The 23083-nt window shown below is 40.2% G+C and carries 23 protein-coding genes and 1 tRNA gene; 3 read left to right on the top strand and 21 right to left on the bottom strand.

Features of this window, described 5'->3' with window-relative positions:
• Positions 1 to 14: 14 nt before the first annotated feature.
• From L6410_RS01045 to rsgA, 6 genes are read right to left on the bottom strand one after another with little or no spacing between them, the layout of a single operon-like run.
• On the bottom strand, positions 15 to 881 hold the full coding sequence (locus tag L6410_RS01045) for an aminoglycoside phosphotransferase family protein (protein WP_172076019.1): 867 nt from the start codon (positions 879 to 881) through the stop codon (positions 15 to 17).
• Positions 881 to 1822, bottom strand: a complete 942-nt coding sequence (locus tag L6410_RS01040) for a 3'-5' exoribonuclease YhaM family protein (protein ID WP_024397117.1) — start codon at positions 1820 to 1822, stop codon at positions 881 to 883. The genes L6410_RS01045 and L6410_RS01040 overlap by 1 nt, the downstream gene beginning before the upstream one ends.
• Positions 1812 to 3050 (bottom strand): DNA recombination protein RmuC, encoded by a 1239-nt coding sequence (locus tag L6410_RS01035; protein WP_105126371.1) that lies wholly within the window; start codon positions 3048 to 3050, stop codon positions 1812 to 1814. Before L6410_RS01035 ends, L6410_RS01040 begins: the two co-directional genes overlap by 11 nt.
• Positions 3051 to 3683: a thiamine diphosphokinase gene (locus L6410_RS01030; protein ID WP_024391621.1), complete on the bottom strand. Its 633-nt coding sequence runs from the start codon at positions 3681 to 3683 to the stop codon at positions 3051 to 3053.
• Positions 3676 to 4335 (bottom strand): ribulose-phosphate 3-epimerase, encoded by a 660-nt coding sequence (gene rpe, locus L6410_RS01025; RefSeq protein ID WP_024391620.1) that lies wholly within the window; start codon positions 4333 to 4335, stop codon positions 3676 to 3678. Before rpe ends, L6410_RS01030 begins: the two co-directional genes overlap by 8 nt.
• Positions 4336 to 4349: 14 nt before the next feature.
• Positions 4350 to 5225 carry a ribosome small subunit-dependent GTPase A gene (gene rsgA / locus L6410_RS01020; RefSeq protein ID WP_024391619.1) on the bottom strand — a complete coding sequence of 292 codons (876 nt, stop codon included), beginning with the start codon at positions 5223 to 5225 and terminating at the stop codon, positions 4350 to 4352.
• Between the two features lie 124 nt (positions 5226 to 5349).
• Here rsgA and L6410_RS01015 point away from each other — a divergent pair.
• A tRNA-Leu gene (locus tag L6410_RS01015) sits at positions 5350 to 5431 on the top strand.
• A 50-nt stretch (positions 5432 to 5481) separates the two neighbouring features.
• Here L6410_RS01015 and L6410_RS01010 read toward each other — a convergent pair.
• The 8 genes from L6410_RS01010 to L6410_RS00980 all read right to left on the bottom strand — a co-directional run bounded on the left by L6410_RS01010 (position 5482) and on the right by L6410_RS00980 (position 15856).
• Positions 5482 to 7053, bottom strand: coding sequence for an ATP-binding cassette domain-containing protein (locus L6410_RS01010; protein ID WP_237395633.1), 1572 nt, complete (start codon positions 7051 to 7053; stop codon positions 5482 to 5484).
• A gap of 53 nt (positions 7054 to 7106) precedes the next feature.
• Positions 7107 to 8684: an ATP-binding cassette domain-containing protein gene (locus L6410_RS01005; protein WP_237395632.1), complete on the bottom strand. Its 1578-nt coding sequence runs from the start codon at positions 8682 to 8684 to the stop codon at positions 7107 to 7109.
• Positions 8681 to 9922, bottom strand: coding sequence for a radical SAM protein (locus L6410_RS01000; RefSeq protein ID WP_237395631.1), 1242 nt, complete (start codon positions 9920 to 9922; stop codon positions 8681 to 8683). Before L6410_RS01000 ends, L6410_RS01005 begins: the two co-directional genes overlap by 4 nt.
• A 158-nt stretch (positions 9923 to 10080) precedes the next feature.
• Positions 10081 to 10194 carry a TQQ cross-linked RaS-RiPP peptide gene (locus L6410_RS11125; protein WP_014636519.1) on the bottom strand — a complete coding sequence of 38 codons (114 nt, stop codon included), beginning with the start codon at positions 10192 to 10194 and terminating at the stop codon, positions 10081 to 10083.
• 96 nt (positions 10195 to 10290) lie between these two features.
• Positions 10291 to 11154 (bottom strand): helix-turn-helix domain-containing protein, encoded by an 864-nt coding sequence (locus L6410_RS00995; RefSeq protein WP_237395630.1) that lies wholly within the window; start codon positions 11152 to 11154, stop codon positions 10291 to 10293.
• 512 nt (positions 11155 to 11666) lie between these two features.
• A complete protein-coding gene (locus L6410_RS00990) occupies positions 11667 to 12821 on the bottom strand; it encodes an LTA synthase family protein (protein WP_237395629.1) in 1155 nt (384 codons plus the stop codon).
• 10 nt (positions 12822 to 12831) lie between these two features.
• The gene (locus tag L6410_RS00985) at positions 12832 to 14112 is read right to left on the bottom strand and encodes an LTA synthase family protein (RefSeq protein ID WP_237395628.1); all 1281 of its coding nucleotides are present in this window, start codon (positions 14110 to 14112) and stop codon (positions 12832 to 12834) included.
• On the bottom strand, positions 14093 to 15856 hold the full coding sequence (locus L6410_RS00980) for a hypothetical protein (RefSeq protein WP_237395626.1): 1764 nt from the start codon (positions 15854 to 15856) through the stop codon (positions 14093 to 14095). The genes L6410_RS00985 and L6410_RS00980 overlap by 20 nt, the downstream gene beginning before the upstream one ends.
• A gap of 592 nt (positions 15857 to 16448) precedes the next feature.
• On the opposite strand from L6410_RS00980, the gene L6410_RS00975 reads away from it, so the two are divergent.
• Positions 16449 to 16994, top strand: a complete 546-nt coding sequence (locus tag L6410_RS00975; protein WP_172055062.1) for a cysteine hydrolase family protein — start codon at positions 16449 to 16451, stop codon at positions 16992 to 16994.
• A 120-nt stretch (positions 16995 to 17114) separates the two neighbouring features.
• On the opposite strand, the gene L6410_RS00970 is transcribed toward L6410_RS00975, so the two are convergent.
• From L6410_RS00970 to L6410_RS00955, 4 genes are all read right to left on the bottom strand, one after another.
• Positions 17115 to 17282, bottom strand: a complete 168-nt coding sequence (locus tag L6410_RS00970) for a hypothetical protein (RefSeq protein WP_237395624.1) — start codon at positions 17280 to 17282, stop codon at positions 17115 to 17117.
• A 65-nt stretch (positions 17283 to 17347) separates the two neighbouring features.
• The gene (rsmA, locus tag L6410_RS00965) at positions 17348 to 18223 is read right to left on the bottom strand and encodes a 16S rRNA (adenine(1518)-N(6)/adenine(1519)-N(6))-dimethyltransferase RsmA (RefSeq protein WP_172055060.1); all 876 of its coding nucleotides are present in this window, start codon (positions 18221 to 18223) and stop codon (positions 17348 to 17350) included.
• Positions 18224 to 18337: 114 nt separating this feature from the next.
• Positions 18338 to 18595, bottom strand: coding sequence for a Txe/YoeB family addiction module toxin (locus L6410_RS00960; protein ID WP_237395623.1), 258 nt, complete (start codon positions 18593 to 18595; stop codon positions 18338 to 18340).
• 1 nt (position 18596) lies between these two features.
• Positions 18597 to 18857, bottom strand: a complete 261-nt coding sequence (locus L6410_RS00955) for a type II toxin-antitoxin system Phd/YefM family antitoxin (RefSeq protein WP_172028539.1) — start codon at positions 18855 to 18857, stop codon at positions 18597 to 18599.
• Positions 18858 to 19103: 246 nt separating this feature from the next.
• Here L6410_RS00955 and L6410_RS11065 point away from each other — a divergent pair, with 246 nt between their 5' ends.
• The gene (locus tag L6410_RS11065) at positions 19104 to 19187 is read left to right on the top strand and encodes a putative holin-like toxin (RefSeq protein ID WP_221739394.1); all 84 of its coding nucleotides are present in this window, start codon (positions 19104 to 19106) and stop codon (positions 19185 to 19187) included.
• A gap of 193 nt (positions 19188 to 19380) precedes the next feature.
• Here the strand turns inward: L6410_RS11065 and L6410_RS00950 are convergent, their stop codons facing one another.
• From L6410_RS00950 to L6410_RS00940, 3 genes are all read right to left on the bottom strand, one after another.
• Positions 19381 to 21348, bottom strand: a complete 1968-nt coding sequence (locus L6410_RS00950) for a retron Ec67 family RNA-directed DNA polymerase/endonuclease (protein ID WP_237395621.1) — start codon at positions 21346 to 21348, stop codon at positions 19381 to 19383.
• A gap of 387 nt (positions 21349 to 21735) precedes the next feature.
• Positions 21736 to 22302, bottom strand: coding sequence for a ribonuclease M5 (gene rnmV / locus L6410_RS00945; protein WP_237395620.1), 567 nt, complete (start codon positions 22300 to 22302; stop codon positions 21736 to 21738).
• On the bottom strand, positions 22286 to 23068 hold the full coding sequence (locus L6410_RS00940; protein ID WP_237395618.1) for a TatD family hydrolase: 783 nt from the start codon (positions 23066 to 23068) through the stop codon (positions 22286 to 22288). Before L6410_RS00940 ends, rnmV begins: the two co-directional genes overlap by 17 nt.
• Positions 23069 to 23083 lie beyond the last annotated feature (15 nt).

Raw genomic sequence — 23083 nt, 5'->3', positions numbered from 1 at the left:
ATTTTATAGAAATACTACCGATACCATGAGGGGGAATAAAGCCTATAGTGTTCATACCAACCAACTATTCTCTCAGCTTGTGACTGCATCAAGGGAATTTGTTCGGGATCTACTTGTTCTGCCCAAGAAAGAGCTCCTAGACTATTTACTGTGACATAAAGAGCAGTGAGTCTCCAAAATTCCTCTGGAATAGCGCCATCAAAATAGGCATCCACCTGACCACGTGCAAAGGCTGGAGACAAATCTACCGTGAAAATCAATCGATTAAATTCTTCCCAGGGGTCTCCTATATCGTAGCGATCAAAGTCTAAGATTTTTAGTTTTCCATCTCTTCCCAGTAGAAAATTCCCTGTATGAAAATCTCCATGATGGTAGGCAATCGGCCTCCCTTCAAGCAAGTGACGATTGGCCTGGACAAAGTTTATCATGGCTTGACCATTTGGATAGGAATGACTAGCTGCTTGGTAGGCAGCTAATTTACTGTCAATCTTTGCCTGATAAAAACTGTTCCAGTCGCGCAGACTTTGATCAATAGGCAGACCATGCAGGGCGCGTAAAAACTTTCCAGCCTGACAGCCCAATTCATACAAGACAGAATCAGGCAAATCGGAAGCCACTTCATTCATATCCTGTCCTTCCACCCATTCATAAAGGGTGTAGACTGACAAATCATCCGCCCAAAATCTTAGCGGCTCTGCCACAGGCAAACTTAAACCAAACAGGTTTTCAACTAACTGAAACTCTAATCGCTTAGCCTCATAGGCTGGCCGCTCTGCTATTCTCAACAGACCAAAGCGGCCATCTTCTAGCTGGACCTTGTACTTTTGGTCCGTGGACCAGCCTTTGGTGAGGGGCTGTCGAGATAAAATCTTAACTACCACTAGTCGATATTGGGCTTATAGAAGGCGCGGTTGTCCATGGCAAAGATGCGGTTGGTCATCTCGCCTGGACCGACCTTGTCCAAGGCCGATAGCATCATCATCATTTCCGCATCGATGTTGTCAATCATGTGGAGGATTTCCGCCTCCATAATCTGCGGACGGACTGGGCTACCATACTCCAAGAGGCCGTGGTGGCTGAGGATAACGTGGCGCAGAACAGTCACTTCCTCCAGACTGTCATCAATGCCCAATTCCACCAAAACCTTGGTAATCTCTTCATCAATCAAGGAAATGTGCCCAATCAAATTTCCACGGACAGTGTAGCCTGTGTTATCAGGACCTGTCAGTTCAATCACCTTGGCTAGGTCATGAAGCATGATTCCTGCAAAGAGCAGGCTCTTATTGAGCTGAGGATAAATATCACCAATTTTATCTGCCAAGCGGACCATGGTCGCGGTATGGAAGGACAAGCCTGAATAAAAGGCATGGTGATTGGTCTTGGCTGCTGGATAGGAATAAAATTCCTTTTCATATTTACTGTAAAGAGCACGGACAATCCGCTGCCAAGTGGCATTTTCGATGCGGAAAATCATCTGATTTAGGTAGTCCTTGGTGTCCTTGACATCCACAGGTGGCTTTTCCTTGAACTCAGCAGGGTCGTTTGGTTCGCCAGCTTTTGGTAAACGGAGAACCAACTGATTGACTTGGGGTGAATTATTGTAGACTTCACGGCGTCCCTGCATATGAACTACAGTTCCAGCAGTAAAATCCTTGATTTTCCCTGGTTGGGCGTCCCAAACCTTGCCTTCAATCTCACCAGTATCATCCTGGAAGGTCAGAGCTAGGTAGTCTTTGCCAGCCCGTGTTTGACGGACTTCTGCTGCTTTGATCAAATAGAATCCTTCGAAGAATTCATCTTTTTTCATTTGGTTAATTTTCATTATCTTCCTCATCTAATGGGGACAAGCCAAGCAGTCCCTTAGTTTGGTCATCTTCGTATAGGTCGATGGCTCGAAGACTACGCTCGATAGCGTTGGTGCGAGTCGTTAGGAGTTTGTCAATATTGCTGCTGGCCTGATTGAGTTGCTTTTGGGCCTTGACCAAGAGGTCAGAAAACTTGCCAAATTCCAGCTTGACATTGCCCAAGACCTTGGAAATATCATCGGCCGACCGTTGAATGTTGAGGGTTTTAAAGCCGACAGAGAGAGAATTGAGCAGGGCAGAAAGGGTGGTCGGTCCTGCTACCACGATATTTTCCTGACGGCGAAGGTCGTCAAAGAAAATCGGATTGCGGACCACCTCTGAATAAAGCCCTTCGGTTGGCAAGAACAACACGCCAAAGTTGGTGGTTTCAGGCGGATTGAGGTACTTGCTCTGAATGTCCTTGGCAAAACGTTTAATAGCAGCCAAGAGATTTTTCCGATGAAGGTCAATCTGGTCCTTGTCCCCACTTTCATAAGCATCTTCCAAGCGGTAGTAATCCGCCAGCGGAAACTTGGAATCGATTGGCAAGTAGATATAATCGCCTTCAGTCCGTCCTGGTAGCTTGACCGCATACTCCACGCGCTCACTAGAGCCTGAAACCGTGGCAAACTCTCGCTCATATTGGCTAGGTGTCAAAATATCCTCGATAATCTGTCCCAGCTGCAATTCACCCATGATGCCACGGGTTTTGGTCCCAGACAGTACCTTGTTAAGACTACCCACATCACGCGCCACCGTCTGCATTTCTCCCAGACCACGATTGACCGATTCCAATTGCTTGGACACCGTTTCAAAGGAGGCTTGTAGGCGGGTTTGCAGGGTTTTCTCCAGCTTTTCCTCAACTGTCTGCCGCATTTCTTCCAGGCGTTTTTCATTGGACTCCTGAATGGCCTGCAAACGGCGGTCGGTGGCATCTCGCGTTTCCAAGTGGCTCTTATTCAGCTCATGACGGATGTCGGTTAGCTGTTGGTAAAGCTCCGTGCGGAGTCTTTCCACTTCCTGATGAATGGCCTGTTGCTGTTTGAGGGTTGCATTTTCAAGTTGATAGCTGAGCTGATCAGACAAGTTGTCTGCTGTGTCTTCTGCCTGATCTTGCAAAAGCAGGGCCAAGCTCTGCCATTTTCCATAAAGAAAAACCAAGGCGAGCAAGACCAGTATCAGCAAAATAAGTAATACAATATCCATCTAATTCTTATCCTTACTGTAGATAAGGACCACGTAGCCCTTATCCAGTTGAATGTCTATGTCTCTATCTATAAATTCGTTAGAGGAATAGCATTTTTTGAAAAAATAATTACTGGCATCCAACGGGTACTTGGCATGACGAATGGTCAAGCGGCTGCCATCTTCTGGCATAAAGGAAATATAGGTCATTCCTTGAATAGGTTGAATGACATGACGTCCTGCAGGTCGAAAACGAACAATGTTCTGACTGTCCACCAATTCAATTTGCTCCATGTAGGGGGCCAAGTCAGGCTCTGCAGCTAGAAAGAGATTAGCCATCATATGATCCATGCGTCCACCCAAAGCACCATATATGTGAACCTGGGCCTGCGGATAAACTTTGAACACTTCCTTTAACGCTAACTCTAAGTCTGTGTCATCTTTTTCAGCAGGTGCTTGTAGGAACCGCTCTGCTAGATCCTTTATCCGCCCTAATTCTTCAGGTGTCACCGAGTCAAAATCACCGATAGCCCAGTCAAGAGGTAGGGAATGTTCCAATAGACGAAGTGAGCCTGCATCTACCCCTACATAGAGGTCTGCAGGCTCAGGAAGGCAGTCAAATGAACCACCTGCTATTAAGGCAATCTTAATCATGGAGGGCTGCTTTCAATTTAGCAACGTTGGCATCCAAATCGCCTTTGAAAAGGTAGGAACCTGCCACAAAGACATTGGCACCCGCATTTTTGGCTGAATGAATGGTCTTATCGTCAATCCCACCGTCCACTTCGATGTCAAAGTTCAAGCCTTTGGCTTCACGGAGTTTGACCAAGGCCTCAATCTTCTCAGCCACTTCTGGAATGTAGGCCTGACCACCAAAACCTGGGTTAACCGTCATGAGGAGCACCTGATCCACCAAGTTGAGCACAGGCTCAATGGTCACAAGAGGTGTGCCTGGATTGATGACCACGCCCACCTTCATACCAGCAGCACGAATTTTTTGCAGGGTTCCATGCAGGTGAACCGTTGCTTCTGCATGAATGGTTAAAATATCTGCACCCGCACGTGCAAAGGTCTCAATATGATTTTCAGGATTGGACACCATGAGATGACAATCAAAAACCAGCTTGCTATGAGGACGCATAGCCGCAACCACATCCGCCCCAAAGCTAATATTTGGCACAAAATGACCGTCCATGACATCAATGTGCACATACTCCACACCTGTCTTTTCTAGACGCTTGAGCTCTTTTTCAAAATTTGCATAATCTGCCGCCAAAATAGACGGTGCGATCTTATAATGTGACATACAGAACCAACTTTCTATTTGAATTTCTTACTTACCTTGGCATAGGTTTCACGCTGATTTTGGATTTCGCTGAGGAATTGGAGATAATTGTCAAAGCGACTTTGGGAAATGGCAGAGCTGGCAACAGCTTCTTTGACTGCACAATCCGGCTCATGGGTGTGGGTACAGGTCCTAAATTTGCAGTTCTGGCTGGCTTCCGCAATCTCTGGGAAACAATCTGTCAGTGCCTCAGCCTCCTTGACTTCATAGTCTAGAGATGAGAAACCTGGCGTATCCGCAATTTTCCCACCGAAGACATTGTAGAAACTGACCGCACGAGTGGTATGGCGACCACGCCCCAGACTATCTGAAATCGCCCCTGTTTCCAAGGCTAATTCTGGTGCAATGCGATTGAGAAGAGTCGATTTGCCAACCCCTGTCTGCCCCATAAAGACCGTCACCTTATCCTGCAATAATGGCGTCAATTCCTCCAAACTATAGACAAAAGGATAGCCAATTTTCTCATAGATAGCCTTGAAGGCATCAATTTCCGTCCGATCTTCTACCAAGTCCATCTTAGAGATATAGATAATGGGATCCATATCCTTTTGTTCTAAAAGTACTAGGAAACGATCAAGTAAATTAGCATTAAAATCAGGCTCCTTGGCCGACATGATAACTACCGCCTGATCGATATTGACGATAGGAGGTCGAACTAGACTATTTTTCCTCTCATGGATTTTTAAAATATAGCCTTCTGAGTTTTCCTCCGCAGAAAAATCCACAAAATCACCCACATAGGGCGTTTGGCCTTTCTTACGAAAATTTCCTCTGGCTCTGGTTTGATAAATCTGTCCATCTGCCTCGACATAGTAAAAACCAGCCAAGGCCTTGATAATTCTTCCTTGCAATGAAGACTCCTTTGTATGTACTTGTTCCTATTATACCAAATTTCCTAAGAAAAAACCGCAAGCGGTTTCGATTTTACATTTTACTCTAGTTATTTCAATTGAAAAATAGTATAATAAAAAGCAAGCGGAGGTGGTGGAACGGCAGACACGCATGCTTCAGGCGCATGTGCCCATCGGGTGTGAGGGTTCAAATCCCTTCCTCCGCATTATTTATAAAGGATAACCCCAAGTCAGAATTATTGACTTGGGGTCATTTTTATATCTTTTCACTCAATTTCCCATCACGCATTTCCAAAACCACATCAAACAAGTCTAGGATAGCTGGGTCTGATTGGTGCAAGATAGTAATGATAAGTTTGTCCTCCAACTGCAAGAGGTTGGTCAAAACCTGTTTGGTCAGGGCAGGGTCTAAATGAGCGGTCGGTTCATCCAAGAGCAAGACATCCTTACCACTCATCAGGGCACGGAGCAGACACAGGATGTTTTTCTCGCCACCACTCAACTGACTAGGATCGCTTGTGGTCATCAAAGTGTCCTGTAAACTCGTTGGCAAGCTCCTTAACAAGCCAAGCATGGCATCTCTTCCCTTATCATAGGTTCCAAAGACAGACACATTGCTTTCAAAATCAGTATGATAAAGATGCTCAAACTGGCTGAGATAGAAGGCAGTAGCTGCTTCCATTTCATGCAAAACATCATGTTCCAAATAGGAAACACTTCCCTTGTCCAGAGCTAGTTCTCCTGCCAACACTCGTAGAAAAGTGGATTTTCCGCTGGCTGACGGACCAATGATGGCATACTTTTTCCCCTTGTCAAACCGATAGGAAAAATCTGCGACCGCTAATTCTCCCACATGATAGGCCACATCCCTGACTTCTAAGGCTGTCACATTGGGATAGCTTGGCACTTGCTCAGACAAGACCTGACCAGCAAGATAACCTTCTAAGTTGGCAACTGTTTCCTTGGTCGAATGGATATAATTGACATCCAAGAGGATGTATTTCATAGGATAGATGAAATTTTCAACATAGCTAAAGGTCGCAATGGCTGCACCGATGGTCACCTCTTTTTGTAGCAAGAGGTAGCCGACCAAGCCAAAAGCCGTTAATTGCACCAAAAACATGGAAAATCCATTGACAACATTGGCCAGGGTTTTGAATTGCCCAAAGTGAAAACGAGCCTGCTCACTTTCTTCTACTGACCGATGGTGGACACGGCTGATGGAGCCGAAAGTTTCGGTATTGACACGATTCTTGGCAGAAAAGAGGTCAGTCACCACCTGAAAATAACTTTCCAAACTCTGTAAAAATGCCCGCTGCCGCTGAGAAAGGGGGCCAGAAATCCACTTGGGAATGAAGACCGCCAAGGCAGACAACAGAATAATCCCAACCGCAACCAGCGGATGAACAAAGAGAAAGAGAGAAAATGCATAGATAATCATGCTCGAACTAGAGCGGATAATGTCCATGAGAGGACTCAGATAACTCTCCTCAATGGTTTCCAAATCATTGTCAAAAATGGACAGATAGGCAGAAACATTCTTCTCTGAAAATTTGGATAAAGGCTGTGATAACAAGCTGTTTGCCAGACCTTTTTTAGCCGTGACATAGAAGCCCTGAGACACCTTCCACTCATAAACCTGGGAAATGTACTGAAAAACTGAATTGGCAATGATGGTCAAAGCGTAGGCCAACAAGAGCCAGACAAGTCCTATCCAGCCCATCTGAAAAATATGGTCAAAAAGATACTTATTTAACTCCGGCAAAACGACATTTGTCAAACTATATAAGATATGGAAAACCAACTGAATGGCAATAACAAATCGCAATTGATAGACAATTTTTTCATAACTCCTCCTAGATAGGAACAATCTGACAAAAATTAATTGCTCTCCCCAATCCGTACCACCTCATCATAACGAGAAAGGACCTCATCGGACACACGGTGGGAAATATGAATGAGCGTCTTATCTGCTAGTGAGGTAAGGTAGGCTTCAATTACTGTATAGGTTTCCTGATCCAAGGCAGACAGACTTTCATCCAGCAACAAGATGTCCTTATCTTGCAGCAAGGCACGAATCAAGAGCAGGCGTTGCTTTTGTCCGCCAGACAGTCCGCTATTATCACTGATTTCCTCGCTCAAAGAAGCATAACTTGGAAAACGACTGTCAAGGTTCATGGTTTTAATGAGGGACATCATCCTATCTTCTGAAACCTCCCGTCCCATGGTCAAGTTGTAAAGAACCGTATCATGGAAAAGGGATCCCTCTTGTGGCAGATAAGCAATCTTGTCTTGAATGGCTTGGTAGGATAAGTCTGAAAGAGAGGTTTTATCAAAGTAAATATCCCCTGCTTGCAGTTGGCTATTCTTGGTCAAAATAAGAGCCAAGGAAGATTTGCCAGAACCACTTTCCCCAAGAATTAAATACTTCTTGCCACGTTCAAACGCTACTGTCAGGTCTTCAAAGACCTGCTTCTCACCGATGGCATAACTAGCCTTGACCAGTTGCATGCTCTGGAAAGCTGAAGCTAGTTCCTGTCCCTTCGTTTCTTGCCCCAAAGTAGATAGCTCAAACTCTTGCTTCAATTCCTTAACGGCATGCCTGTCCAAAAAGGCTGCCGCAATGCTATTAATGGGATCCACCAACTGCTCTGAAATGGTCAGAATAGCTGTCAAGCCACCGATGGTCAAGGCGCCAGAAAAGACTTGAAAACCACCGATAAAGATAATCGAAAGAGTGGTCAGATAAAAGACGAAACCGACTAAGAGCCGCATGGTTACTGTCGTTCGATTGGCCTGATCAACCTTGTCATTGACTGCTTGATAGCGATCATTCAGCTCATCTAAAACCTGCTGTCTTTGGCGGCTATTTTTCACTTGCAAATAACCTAGAAAGACATCTGAAACCCTTGTATTATAGACCTGCTGACTGTCCGAAATCGCCTCCTGATTGAGCCTTCTCCGCTTTTTAAACAAATAGGGAATCACAACTGGCAAGAATGAAATCAAAATTAAGAAAATAGCGGTCAGACCATCCAAGCTAAGAAGGGCCAAACTGGCAATGCCAAAGGTACAAGCACCTTGAAAAATCGTAAAAAAGGCGTCGTAATAATCTTCTTTCACCGTCTCCAAATCATTATTGAGCTGAGAAATATAGGCCCCTGCCCCCTGCTCAACGAACTCTCTAAAAGGCAAATCAAAAATTTTCCCAATAAAGGTCGCCTGCAATTGGAAACCTACTTGATTGAGATAGCTGACATTGGCAATCTGACGAATGTATTCAAAGACCAGCATGACAAGGACAGTTAGCCCCATCAGCACAAAATAAGACACAAAGGCCTGTCTATCTCCAGCCGCAATAGCATCAATAATATAGCGATATTGGTACAGAAAGCCAACATTGAGCAGGGCTACTGTAAAAATACAAGATAAGGTTAGCCAAAAATTCCTCTTTTTCATTTCTTTTCCACCATTTTATAGATTTCTTCGCAAATATTTCTAGTTGACAACCCAACCGTCTGGAGCAAACCTTCCCAATCATTTATTTTCTTTACAATATTCTGTTCGTGATTTTGCATTGAATATTCTTCAAAATTTTGAAGAGAGTAAGAAGAAAACTCACCATCCGGAAAGAATGTACACGGCTTAATATGGCCACTCTCATTGATTGTCCATTCAATAACACCTGCTCCGCAACGCATTGTACCATCTACAATGTCTTCAAAATAGTTAAAGCAATTATCTTCTTCCCATGTATGTATATTAATTCTGCTCCTATACTCTCTACTTTTTTCTATAAGCATCTCATAAAATTCTTCTACTTTAGCGGGACTTAAAAACCAATCTGATCCGACTAACTTACCTCTACCCAAATGACTAAATAGCCCAAATCTCACCGCTTTTACTTGGTTTAGCATTAAAAATTCTATAAAATTATCAAATTCATCTATAAGACTGTTTCGGACAATATTGGTCACTGAATAGTCTAAATTCTCATTGTTTAGAAATCTTATTCCTCTAATCGTTTTATTTAATGTATCCTTTCCATTGGTAATTTGGTCGTTTAGAATCGGATTATGATGATATAAAGAAATTTGAATGTAGCTCATTCCCTTCAAATAAATTATACTTTTGGAATTAATTAAATGACCAGTGGTTGTCATTGTTACTTCTTGAAAGTTTTCCGTAACATATTTTGAAATCTCTTTAAAATGAGGATGTGCCATCGGCTCCCCACCCGTTAACTGTATTTCATAAACCTTTCCTTTTACCCTATCTAAAAAATTTATTAGCTCTTCATATTTCAAAAAATTCCTGTTAATTGGTCCAGCTTCCTTAAAACAGTGTATACACTGTAAATGACATTTATTCGTTAATTCTATAACTATTTTCCTAGGGTAAAATTTCCCAACTTCACCATAAATATGCTTCGGATAAGCAGAAACTCCTTTAACAATAAACTCTTTCTCCAAGAATAATTTTAATGTATCCAATAATAGCTTTTTTATTTTTGTTTCACATTCCCCCGCTATATCAGAGAAGTAACCTATCAAACTTTCTACACTACCCGTTTCGTTTATCTGTTTTAAAACTAACGCTTGATATTCATTTAATAAGTATTGACCGTATTTTCCTATAACCATCAAATCTTCACCAAAATAATGGTAGTAGTAATCACAATTTAGCATAAATTTCATTATCATATTCTCCTTAAAAATACGTAAATTTATTTAATGGAATCAATACACTATTATGTTTTTAAAATACAATAAGTTTAATCAACGAAACTTGTAGCGATAATAATATAAAAAATCTCTGTCAACTAGACTAATTTTACCAATCGAAAAACCAAAAATTAATACCATCCTTTTGTTTGCTGTGTTCTTTTTGTTCCACATCCACTGAGGGTTTCAATTTTACTTACTTTTAATAATTTTGAAGACAACTTTTTAAATTCAATTACAGACATATTCTTCTCCTTTTCTTGTCCAATAAATAAATTTACGCATTATTAATAATAAATTATAAATATAGGACAACAAAATATGTCCCTTATACGCAACCACTACTCAATAAGTATCTTTTCCAATATACTTTCATACCAATCTGCTATATTCTGGCTATCAACCGCTCGTAAAAGTCCAATACACTTTCTCATATCCAAAATAGCATTAGAGGTTCCGGTATTTTGATAATCATAAAAAGCCTTACCAAATTTAAACAAAATGCGTTCAAAAATTTCTGTCTCGTCGAAAAGCAAACCTTCGATAGTCTTTTCGAGAAAGATTGCGTCGACAAGTTCCTTAGTTTGAACGCTGACTAGATAAGCACTAAGGAGAACTTGAGAAACTACCAATCGATGTTGTTTCATTTCACGGTAAAACTGTGTACGATGGATTAACTCTCTACAAAAAAGCATCATTGTTTGATGACCCAATTTGTCAATCGTATTCGCAAATAGTAAGATTTCATAGTAGCTCCAATTCTCAACTCGAAATAAGTAATCCGTTAAAAAGGCTGTATCTTCTTTCGAAACAACTACTGTCTTATCTAAGTTTCTCAGTTTATAAGCGATTAAAATAGCATTCAACCGATGAAACTCCTCCCGTTCTCCCCCCTGAGATTTTCTCATTTGTTCTGACAACAGTTGTTTTAATTTCGCTACTTTTCCAATATATAGCGATTCTTTGATTTGTTCCAAAAGTCTAGTCAGTTCATCTTTTTTGAAATCCTGACTGGCGTACACGAACTCGTCTACATCCACATTCATTTCCGCCAGTACACCAAATAATTTACTAACAGTAATGTCGGATTCCCCATTTTCAAACCGAGAAAGTTGAGAAGTAGAAATATGTCCCTTGGCGACCTCCGCCAGACTCTTCCCCTTTCCCTCTCTGATAAATTTCAACGTTTTCCCAAAACAACTCATACCCAGACCTCCTTTTATATATAAGGGATTTGTTTAAAGCATAACTTAATAGATGTTATCATGATTTTAAAATAAATATTATCTATATTCAACAATGGGGAATATCAATGAAACAAAATTATCTAATTGCAAACATCACTATCGTTTTAATTTTACTTATTAGTATCCTAAAAGACATTCCACCAATCATTGTTATAAAATAATAATACTCAACGAAAATCAAAAGTAGACCACCTTCAACTATCTGGAAGATAGTTGAAGGTGGAAAATACAGAAAACAATGTTTGCGTCTTCAAGCCGACGATAGAACACTGTTACTTTCTTATTTTAAGGTAACAGGCTGAAAAGCTCCACTGAAGTTTTTCATTCATCAAGACTCTTGACAACGGATAATTTTGATTTTTGAAGAGTATAAACACCGTTATTATACCACAACTCGCCATGTTTGTGTCCTTTTTCACATAAAGAAAACCAAGCCAACTATTTGACAGCTATCTGACTTGGTCCTATTTTTATTCTGTCGTTTCAGTCGCTACTTTGAAAAAGTCTTTGTATTTCAAAAGGTAGCCTTTTCCTGTAGATAGGTCATATTGGACCAGTTTGAGCACTTCTGCAACTGTTGCGTCGCGTTCTGCCTGACCCACTCGATCCTTGTGGAGCACTTCCGTCAAGAGAGCATAGTAAGGACTGACCTTGTTATTGGTCGTCTCCAGCATAAGAGCATTCATATCGCTAGAATTGACCAAATCATAATGGTAGTCTTCTGTTTCAAAATTACTCCACACGAAATAATCTGTCTTGTACTGCGCGCTTGGGTCCGTCACGAAAGCGGACTCTGGATACAAACCTGGTAGGTGGTCACCGTAAAAAACAACTGTCACTTTCTTATCCAAGGTCTTAAGCTGGTCTAGAAAATCCCTTGTTGCCTGATCCGTAAAGGATAAGAGACGAACATAGCTATTTAGGTTTTCATTCTCCTCAGCCGTAAAACCTTGACCAGTTGCTGTAATTGTAGCAGGCTCTGAAGAATTCCACTGCACATGGTTCTGCATGGTAATGGCTGACACAAATTTATTGTCAGTAGAACGAACCTGATCCAATATCAAATCATAAGTCTTTCGATCACTAACAAAATTCCCTTGGTAATCTGTATCCGCTACAGTTATCGGATACTGTGAACTATTCAAGGTATAGAACCGATCAATCCCCAACTGTTTATAAATAGTATTACGGTTGTAACTGGTATCGTAGTATGGATGAATAGCGACCCGATTACTTTCATCATATAAGTCACTGATACTTGGAAATTTCTTCATATTCGGTGCTACATCCAAATAGACCGATGAAATAGAGGAATTGTAATTGTAGAAAGGCAAGCCACTGTATACTTGGAATTCAATATTAGCCATCCCACCACCATAATGATCGCTCTTCATCAAACCACTTGTTGTTTGACTCATAATGTATTCAATATTAGGTATTACATTTTGACTGATCGTCACTCCCGGAACACGACGAGGATCCGCAAAACTTTCACTCAATAGATAAATAACCGTTTGATCTGTTAGCTGACCTGCCCGTTCTACATTAATCTCCTCAGCTAACTCTGTATATTTTTTAACTATGGCCTTCATTGTTTTCTCGGCGTAATCTTGAGGTTCCTCCATACTTGTCTTGCTAAGCTGTTGTAACCAGAGAAAGGATAATTGTACGGTAACGTGCCACAAAAGCATAGCCTTTCCAGTCAACATTCCGCCAATTGTTAACCTGAGAAAGAATTGGAATCCAACCAACAATCTTGTGATCTTTCTCATTACGAATCGCCCATCCCATTCCAACAATCAAAGAGACAATGACAGAAATTCCGACGAGTCGCTTCCAAAAGGATTGAACAATTGCCCCTAAAAAATAACGAGTACGAAAACGGCGATAAATAAAAATCAGAATAACCAAGAATAGAAGCGTAACGAGTACCACTCTCACGCTAATAAAACTAAAAATCATCCCAATGTTCCCAATCCACTTGAAATCATTTGGAGTCAATGGCTCTGAACGATAACGGAACTTAAGAAAATTAGCTGTTATCAAAGTTACATTCAAACAGGCGATTAATGCAACTGATAAAATTTGTCGATTGATGACCAAACTGATTATCACATTTAAGAAAAAGAGACACGCAATTTGAAAAACAATCGCCCCTGGGAAAAGGTGCCTAGTAAAATAAGAACCTGTGCCGCCTGCCATAGATGCTTGATAACCAATATGCGAAATGGTTGCCAAGGCTAAACTAATGAAAAGCATACTGTGCACATTGGTCCGATTTGCTTTAAACTCATTAAAACATTTGTAAAGATAGCGTAGAAACCAATACATTGCCACAAAATGTATGGTCGCAAAAATGGGAGTCTGGCTGAAAAATTCCGTATAAGAACCATTTTCAATTAAACTCTCATAATGGCTATCTTTCCAATATGAAATTGCTAATGGACTAAGTGAGAACAAAGTCGTTAATAATAAATAAACATCGGGTACCAAATGCTTTGTCGACCAAGAACGAAGCCTTTCACGAACCACTCTATTCTTATGTAAGAAAAGAGCCAAAATAATTGGTAATGCCAGCATCAAAAGCAGCTCAATTTGAAAAAGATTGTTCCGAAAAATATTCCAGGGTTGAAACTTCTTAGCATTGAGCCGATAGACTAACGTAACAAGGTAGAGAAAGCCTAGAAAATAACCAACATATTTTGCAAACGTTTTAGTTCTGATAAACTCTTCATATTTTTCTAATAAGACCAAAATATAAAAAGTAAAGATGAGATAGGCTATTATCGATAAAGGAATAAACCATATTGGATAAGCCATACCACTCAGTAGCAGAGCACGCCCCATTGCTAGAATCACAGTCATCACCATGACAAGGACAAATTGCTTACTTACTTTAGGATTGATTTGTTTCATTGTATATTCTCAATTTTAAAAGTTTTGATTTGCGATAGAAAGCCATATAATAACAAAGCCATAATCCCCACCCCATCAAGCTAATCGCAATCACCGGTAACAACCACCATTGTTGCTTATAGGACAAAACAAGGGTATTCTGCCCTTTTTGGCTTGTGACTGTTGGAACACCGATAGTGGAAAGTTTCATATCTTCTCTATTTAACACTTGATGGTTTAGGACCAGCTGGCTATCTTGATAAACAATAATCGGAACCGCCGTTTCTTCTGCTTCTTTTGCTGTCCATGTAATCACTAACTGATTCCCTTTAACCTGCTTTTCAAAATTATTATTTGGAAGAATAATCTGGTCATGGTAAGCATGATAGGCCTTACGTGTCTCTTCATTTGTTGCAGGTCCGGATTTTTCTTCTAAATTTGGTAAGTAGTCTGGAGTTGATTTCTGAGCAAGATAAATAAATTCACTCAAGTCTGATGAATGGAGAGAATCACGCAATTCATCAGCCGAACCATAAAGGGAAGTATAGATCCGGTGTTGCATAAAGGTATCACTATAGTAGTCCTCTTGGATGTCTTTACCATTTTGATACCATATAAACCCAACTCCGATAAAAAGAGACATTAAAACTATCTTAGAAAAAACTTTTTGCCACTTCTCGGATAGGCGTGTTATTTGCAATCCAACGACAACTAGTAAAAAGACATTAGCATAAAGGAAAAATCGAGAAGGAAATTGAATCAGCTCAATAATGGCAATTCCCTTCCCTGCTACTAATTGCCAAGGAAATAGATTAGTTGATAAAATTAGATATATCGTATAGGTTATAGATAATCCTACAAGAACCCGAGAATGCTTTTTCCAATTTTTTACCAAAAAGAAAAGAAAAAGTCCAAAGTAGAGTGGCAAGGAATACGGATAGTACAAGAATCGGATTTTGAGGTGAGTGACTGTTGATAATACAAACTTCTTATTCACAAATGGGGGTATCAAAGTATTTGTCACCTCAATATTAATGAGTGGTAACCAAATATTCATTGTTAGCAGTAGGAAAACAAGTATTGATTTGGCAACATCTCCAACAATCTTAAACTTTTGTTCTGATTTTAACCAACCAAAAAGAAAGATGATTCCATAAGCAATAACTAAGAATAACGTTGACAACATGTGAACCTGCAACATCAATCCTACTGCTCCTGCCATAAGGAAAATAGGAACTTTCTTAGTTTGCAAGAAACGCACTGCTGGAATAAGACAAAGCGGAAACAGTGCCACTCCCCAGCTAGTGAAACCTTGGGATACCCACCAATATTGAATAGAATAAGTTGTCACGAAAAACATTGATAGTAAAAGAGAGAGTGAGTACTTGACCTTAACCTCGCGGAAGAGAACATATAAAGAAGTTGCGCTCAGTGTTCCCAAAAATAAATTAGAAACAATCTGATAGCGGTACCAAGTACCACTCAACAATACCAAGACGCTTTGCAAGTATGCAAAATACGGGCCATAGAGAGCATTAACAATTCGACCAGACTGTTGATAGCCATACAAACTGATAATATAAGAGAAGTTTCCCTCCTTCAGTTGCATTGCTCCATCATAAAAATGATTGTAATGGAAAATCAAATCTGCTCCTGTTACCATCCCCTTAGTCACTAAATGTGGAACTAATAATAAAATAGAAAAGCCCACAAATAGGCTAATTGCCACAAGGTGGGGATGTTTTTTTTGTAACTTTTTAAACATATTTATACCTTCATCTGAAGAAAAATTTTCTTCTATTTTGTTACCTATATTCAAATTTATCTACTTATACAGTTGTGAGTGCTATCTCTAAACAAGAATCATACTAACGGAACACCAAAATAATATCTATCATTCTCCGAAAATCAAAAATATGCCTTGTCCAGAGACTTAATGAATAACAGATTCAATGGAGGTTTTTGACCAATAAACTTGAGTTAAGAACGAAATAAAGTTCTACCTTCGGCTTGGAGACACAAACACAAATCGATTTATTTCCAACCTTCAAAGGTAAATCAAACCTTTGGAACTAAGCTATTTTTATTTTTCATTGAGTTTAAACGAGTATCGAGCACCCTACCTCAAAGGATAAGGCTGGAACAATATTGCCCAGCCTCAGTTCCCTTTAGTATAACAAGCTTTCGTGAGTCAGTCAATGAATAACACAGAAGTTCCACCCCAATCAACCAAGTAAACGAATTCAATTTCATTATGTGAGCGCGAAGTATGAAAAGCGAGCCAGCACAACCATATTACTTTACTACAACTTTTATCTGTGTTAGAATACCATAAATTTATTTTTTTAGGAGTTAAAATGAAAACGGCATTAGTACTAATTGACTTTCAACAAACATTTCGAGATGGGTCTTGGGGCTCTTCTAGTAATGATCAGGCCGAAGTCCAGGCAGCTAAGTTGCTAAAACATTTTAGACAAAACCAACTACCTATTTTTCATATCCATCATTGGAGCCAGCATCCAGATTCTCGTTTCTATTTTAAATCAAACGGGTTCTCTGCTATTGATATAGTGAAACCCTTGGAAGATGAATTAGTCATCACCAAGACCGTTAACAGTGCTTTTATCGGAACAAGTTTAGAAGCAATTCTCAGAGAACAAAGTGTCAGTCGTTTAATTATTGCCGGTTTGACAACCCCTCATTGTGTATCCACCACCACCCGTATGGCAACAAATTTAGGTTTTTCAGTCACATTAGCGGAAGACGCTACTGCATCATTCCCACTACATGACCATAAAGGTAGAATATTTAGTGCCCAAGAAATTCAAGACTCGACTTTGGCTAGTCTGAACGAAGAATTTGCCACTATTTTATCTACCCAACAAATTTTAGATAGTCTATAAATCATTATTTTAAAAGCTCAATCAAAGCACATTTCGTATATCTTTTCCTTGAAACTTTACATCTCAAAGGATACCAACGGATATTTGCTATTGACGAGCTTTTTATTTTTGCTCTATTATTCAATGAAGATCAAAAACATGACCTGCTCCACCTACGATGATGTAGGTCTTGGCGAGCGTGTTTCGAATAGCTTCTGCCAGTTGTTCACCACCAGCTAGAATGGAACCACCAAAAAAGGCTAGAACATTTACTTGTTCTAGTCCTTGCTCGGCTTGGAGAGCTTGCATTATCAAGGAGGACAGTTATCTCAATCCACAAAACTGGGCTAATTGATTAACTGCCTGCGCTAGTATCATGATAAGCCAACTTCCTGGAGGCTATCAGACAAACGCGCGAAGTCAGCCATAGAAAGTGCTTCTCCACGGACACTGGCTTCTAGCTCTGCCATGCCAAGTGCCTGCGTCAGCTTGTCCTTGACCTCTTCGGACTTGCCGAAATGGTTGGTCAGGTTGTTCCACAGGGTCTTGCGGCGGTGCACAAAGCTGGCCTTGGACACCCGGAAGAAGAATTCTTCATCCTTGACGCTCACCAGGGGTTGGTCACGGCAGACCATTTTGAGAATGGCGGAGTCCACGTTTGGTGCGGGCACAAAGACGGTCCGAGGCACGATGAAGGCCACCTTGGCAGTCATGTAGTACTGGACCGCAATGGACAGGCTACCGTAGGCCTTGGTGTTTGGCTCGGCAGAAATGCGGTCGGCCACCTCTCGCTGCATCATAACCACGAACTCGCTGAAGGGAATCTTGCTCTCAATCAGGTGCATGAGGATGGGTGTGGTGATGTAGTAAGGCAGGTTGGCCACGACCTTGATAGGTAGGTCAGGATTTTTGAAATTCTGAATCTGGGTCTGTAGGTCGCTCTTCAAGATGTCTTGGTTGACCACAGTCACATTGTCAAAGCGACCCAAGGTGTCCGCCAAAATTGGAATCAGGCGGTCATCAATCTCAAAGGCCATGACCTCGGCGGCATTTTCCGCCAAAAACTCGGTCAAGGCCCCGATTCCAGGACCAATCTCGATGACATTGACATTTCGGTCAATCTCTGCCGTGTCCACAATCTTCTGTAAAATATTGGTATCGGTCAAAAAGTTCTGACCGAAGGATTTCTTAAAGGTAAACCCGTGGCGTTCAAGGACGGCACGAGTAACGTTTTTGTCTGCGATTCTCATGTGTGTTCTTTCTTGTTTTTTATTTCTAGGCAAGCTTCAGATAGACAGCGAGGCAACAAAATCAATTTTAGTCAGTTTGATTATCTGCATCTTTTATCTCAGTTTCTTCTACTCTCACCCATAATGGTCCTTTAGCGACAAGATATACAACTGGTCGGCCTCCACCATATAAATCAACCGATTTTCCGCATCAATCTTTCTTGACCAGGCACCTTGATAGTCATACTTCAAAGGTTCTGGTTTGGCAATGCCTTCAAAAGGATGTCGCTGCATATCCTTGATAATCTTATTGATTCTCTTCAGTGTTTTCTTATCCTGACCCTGCCAGTAGAGATAGTCTTCCCAAGCATCCTCTGTAAAATGGATTCCCATGCTAGTCTGCCTCTATCAGATGGCGTTCTTGGGTTTGCCCTGCTTTGACTTGAGCCATACCACGCAAAACTTTTTGAGACAGATAAGTGTTCCGAGCAACAGCGAGGGTTTCTTGTAAACTATCCCACTCGCTCTTTGAGAGTACAACAATATCTTCTTCTGGATTTTTATTAACCACGACCAAAGGCTCAAACTCGTCATTTACCTTTTTCATATAGTCCTTTAAGTGATTTCGAAAATGGGAATATACAATAGCTTCCATAAGCAATACCTCTCATCGTTTCTAGGCTTACTATAGCATAGAAAAAAAGAGTTGTCAAACTTCTTGTACAACTCTTTAGCGATTCTTATGTGTGTTTCTCATTTTTTTGCCTTTTATTTTAAAAAGGCGGAACAAAATGCTTGTTGTTTTCCGAATTAATCTAGTGTAGGGAAGTTCCGAAGGCGGGACGGAAATCTGATTCAGGAGGTGAGGCCATGGCACAACTCCTTAGAAAGGTGACCGTCGATGTCAGTTTACGAAGCGATTGAGCTAATGATAAACTTTGGCATTCTTTTACTGGCTATTTTAACATTTCAACGAAAAAAATAAACAGTAAAACCGCACTTCCAACTTTGACCGGTCTGTAAGTAGCGGTTTTTCTGTTATCTGCAAATCCGTCCCGTCTTTAAAACGGTCCTATTGGTCCTCAAGTGAAAACTTGAGGACCTTTCTGTTTTTATTGTAGGCTTTTTAAGCGAGATTGTCAAGTTAATCGGCAATTTGCTTCTATTGACATTTGCTATTATTTTTTCATTTTATAATCTAAAATATTATCTCTTATCCCATCCAATAAAGGAATAAATGCCGTAAAATCAAATTTGTTAAAATTTCTTAGCACAAATTTAGAAAAGATCTCTTTGTGTTTTTTTACATCTAGTACATTAAGTGAGTCAATCTTATTTATTTTCATAAAATTTTGTATAGGTTCTATATTTTTGTCATTGGAAACTATCAGGTCCTCTATATCAGATGACGTACCCTGATTCCAATTTTTTATCAATGGAGTAGCCATAATATATAGACTATTCTTCTTTACAATTTTAGAAAAGCTGCTTCCTCTAATCTGATTCAGATTAGAGGAGCTTATTTCTAAATCTTTTGCGTAATTCACAAAAGCATAAAGCGGATTGCCTGATGGCTCATTATCAAATAAAAATATTGTTGGTTTTTTCGGATGCGCTGAGGTTTGATTGTAGAAATATTCTATGTAATTGGGATATAATAACTTTTCTTTATCTGACATTGGAAAATCCTTCTTATCAGAAAAATAATTATACCAATACTGAAAACCTGGACCACCCTCTGGAACATTGAAAAGATACTCTATCGTATTACTGTGTTTTAAAAAATCAATTTCAAATATAAATTTATTCCCACTTTTCTTAATTAACTCAGGGTACTTTAGATACAGATTCTTTAAAGCCGCTTTTATATATCTGGGATCTGTTTTTCCTTCAGGCACTATAATAGGGTTACTGTTTCCGTAGAAATATTTATAAAATAGAAACTTTTTATATTCTTTTTCTTTAGAATCGAAGAAAGCCATATAGTTTTTCTTATCTTCCTTACTAATAGCATAGAACTCTTTGGGAAGGTTATAAGTTTTGTGTTGCTTATTGTAAAATAATTCTTTCCTTAAATCTCTATTGTAAAAAATATATTTCCAGTAATACTTAGAATCTGATTTTTTTGACAGGTTCCTCCCCAAAAGATTTTTTTGAGAATTTAGGCTATTCTCAACCAATGATTTTTTGTACAAAAGATAGTTATTATATTGATCGATTTGAAAAATAAATGCAAAGCGACCTGTCAACTGTTCAATCGTTCCCTGTTTTCCATCAATTTCAAATTTTTCATCTTTATATAATTTAAAAGCCATCGCGCGAGTATTTTTAATATACTCCCGCTTTACATTAAGTTTTTTATTGACAATTAGACCCGTAACTTCCTGACGTTGCATGGCATCGCTCAGTCTTGTCTTTTTCGAATTTATCTCAAATCCTGAAGAAACAATTAATTTTTCAAGCTCTTCCAAAAATTTATCTAATTCTTTGGTAGCTTTCAGTTTATTAGAATATAATTTACGATTAGTCGAAAAAGTCAAATCATCTGCATACCTAGTATAAGTAAATCGATATTTCTTAGCAATTTTGACAATACGATAATCAAGAATTCTAGTAATTAAATTCGTAATAATAGGGGATGAGGGAGCCCCTTGAGGAAGTTTTCCTTGATAACAAGCGATTTGTGCAATAACTGTTGCGACTTCAGGAGATACTTGAAAATCTTTATCTTTTATGAAAAAACCTCTTACTCTACCGAAATTGAAAGTTTCAAAATAGTCTTTTAAATCAACATTTAAAATATATTTTTTGTTTCTGTGGGCTTGAGCATTTGTAATAATACTCTTATTCTTTTCAAATGCATGTGATAGCATAGGTATTTTATAATTTTTTTCTTTTGATTTTGATGATAAATCATCTACAAAACAATCCCACAAAACATATGCTAGTTTTTTCTGCAAAAGTTTCAACTCTGGTTTGGGGGCACAAATAATCCGTACTCCTCCATTCTTTTTGGGAATCTCAAACTCCTTATATAACTTGTCTGTCCCTATGCAATACAGCACATAATTAATGTATCTGCTATTTTTAAAGCCAAGAAGTTTAGCAAAATCATCTTTATTAGTTACCTGCTTTAATCTATTCATCTAACTTATTATCCCTTAATGCAACAAAAAAGCGTATGAAAACTCTTACGCGAACGAAAGTATGAAAATAATTCCGAAAATAGCCTAAAAACTACTATAAACATTTATTCCACTAATGGATTGACTTTCGTTTCTCTGAAGGGGCACTTGAGTGAGCTAAACACCGTGTAACCTTTTTGTTAATTCTTGCGAACACACAAGTCAAAAATCTAATCATACGCACAGATATTGTACCATAATTCTTTTTCTTAATCTACTACATTTATTAAATGTACTCTATACCTTTTTTGGAATTGATTTAAATATATATTTGGCCTTCTGCGTTTTATCCAATAAAAATAGAGATACTATACGTATAAGAACAGAAGCCAGCTGACAGTTCCCGCTTTATTCATACTCCCCCATAGCCTCTTCCATTTCCGCCAGACTTATCCCAAACAGTTCTAAGCGTTTGAGGAGTTGTTTGCCGTTACAGTAGCCGATCCGGAGTTTTTCTCCCAGATACTCCCTCCGCTTACGACTGTCGCCCCCCATCAGTAAGCCTAAGCGAATCAGGTCTGACTTGCTAATGTCAAAGTTATTTTCGTCATCGTAATGACCACGCACACCTGCTAAGGCCTTTTCCAAGTCCTCAAAGCTGGCGTGCTCAATGCCCAAGGACCGCCCTTTTGTCTTGGACTTAGGTATAGCCTCGTCCCGCTGTAAAAAAGCGTGTTTGACCGTGGGAATGGCCTGCATAATCATCTTCCGAATCCGCTCGCCATTGTAGTCTGGGTCAGTAAAGACAATGACGCCCCGCAGGTCATGGAGTTTCTCGATGCGTTCTAAGTCATGGTCTGATATGGCAGAGCCTCTTGTTTCGTAGGTATCCACCTCGTAAAACTGCTTCAAGTTTGCCGTATCGTCCTTTCCCTCGACAACGAGGACTTCTTGTATCTTAATTTTCTGAGTCAATTCTGAACAAACTCCTTGCATTCTCGTAGGTCGCTCTCGCCACTTCTTCGACCGATTGGTTGCGAAGCTGGGCCAGCATTTCCACCACATATCGGGTGTAGCCGGTACGATTTTCCCGACCACGCTTAGGAACAGGCGCCAGGTAGGGTGCGTCCGTTTCGACCAGGATTTTTTCTAGGGGCAATGTCTGCGCCGCTTCTTGAAGTTCGACAGCTTTTTTGAAAGTCACTACTCCCGAGAAGGAGATGTGCATCCCCAAGTCCATGAAGGCCTGAGCCTCCTCCAGCGTTCCAGAGAAGGAGTGCATGATGCCTCCACGCGGACCGACGCCGACTTCCTTGATGATCTGGTAAGTATCTTCCAGAGCGTCGCGAGTATGAACCACAAAGGGCAAGTCCAACTGCTTGGCCAGCTCCATCTGTCGCTTGAAAACACGAGCCTGAGTTTCCTTATCTGCCGTCATCCAGTAGTAGTCCAGCCCAATCTCCCCCAGGGCAATGACCTTGGGATGTTTGAGTGCATCAAGCAAGTAGCTTTCTACTTCCTCGTCATAGGTGCCAGCCTCTGTCGGATGCCAACCCAATGTCAGATAGATTTCGGGATGCTGGTCAGCAAGCTCCATAGCCTTGTCAATGGTTGCACGGTCAAAACCGACCACATTGTGGAGGGTGACCCCCATCTCCTTGGCAAAGTCTAATTCTTCTTGGACCCGACCGTCAAACTGTTCAACGTTGAGGTGGGTGTGGGTGTCAAAAATAGTTACCATTCTCTTTTTTATAAG

It is taken from the genome of Streptococcus parasuis, from assembly GCF_021654455.1.
In the GTDB taxonomy this organism is placed as follows: Bacteria; Bacillota; Bacilli; order Lactobacillales; family Streptococcaceae; genus Streptococcus; species Streptococcus parasuis.
The sequence above is the reverse complement of the archived record's forward strand: the minus strand, read 5'-3'. Positions and strand labels throughout refer to the sequence as shown.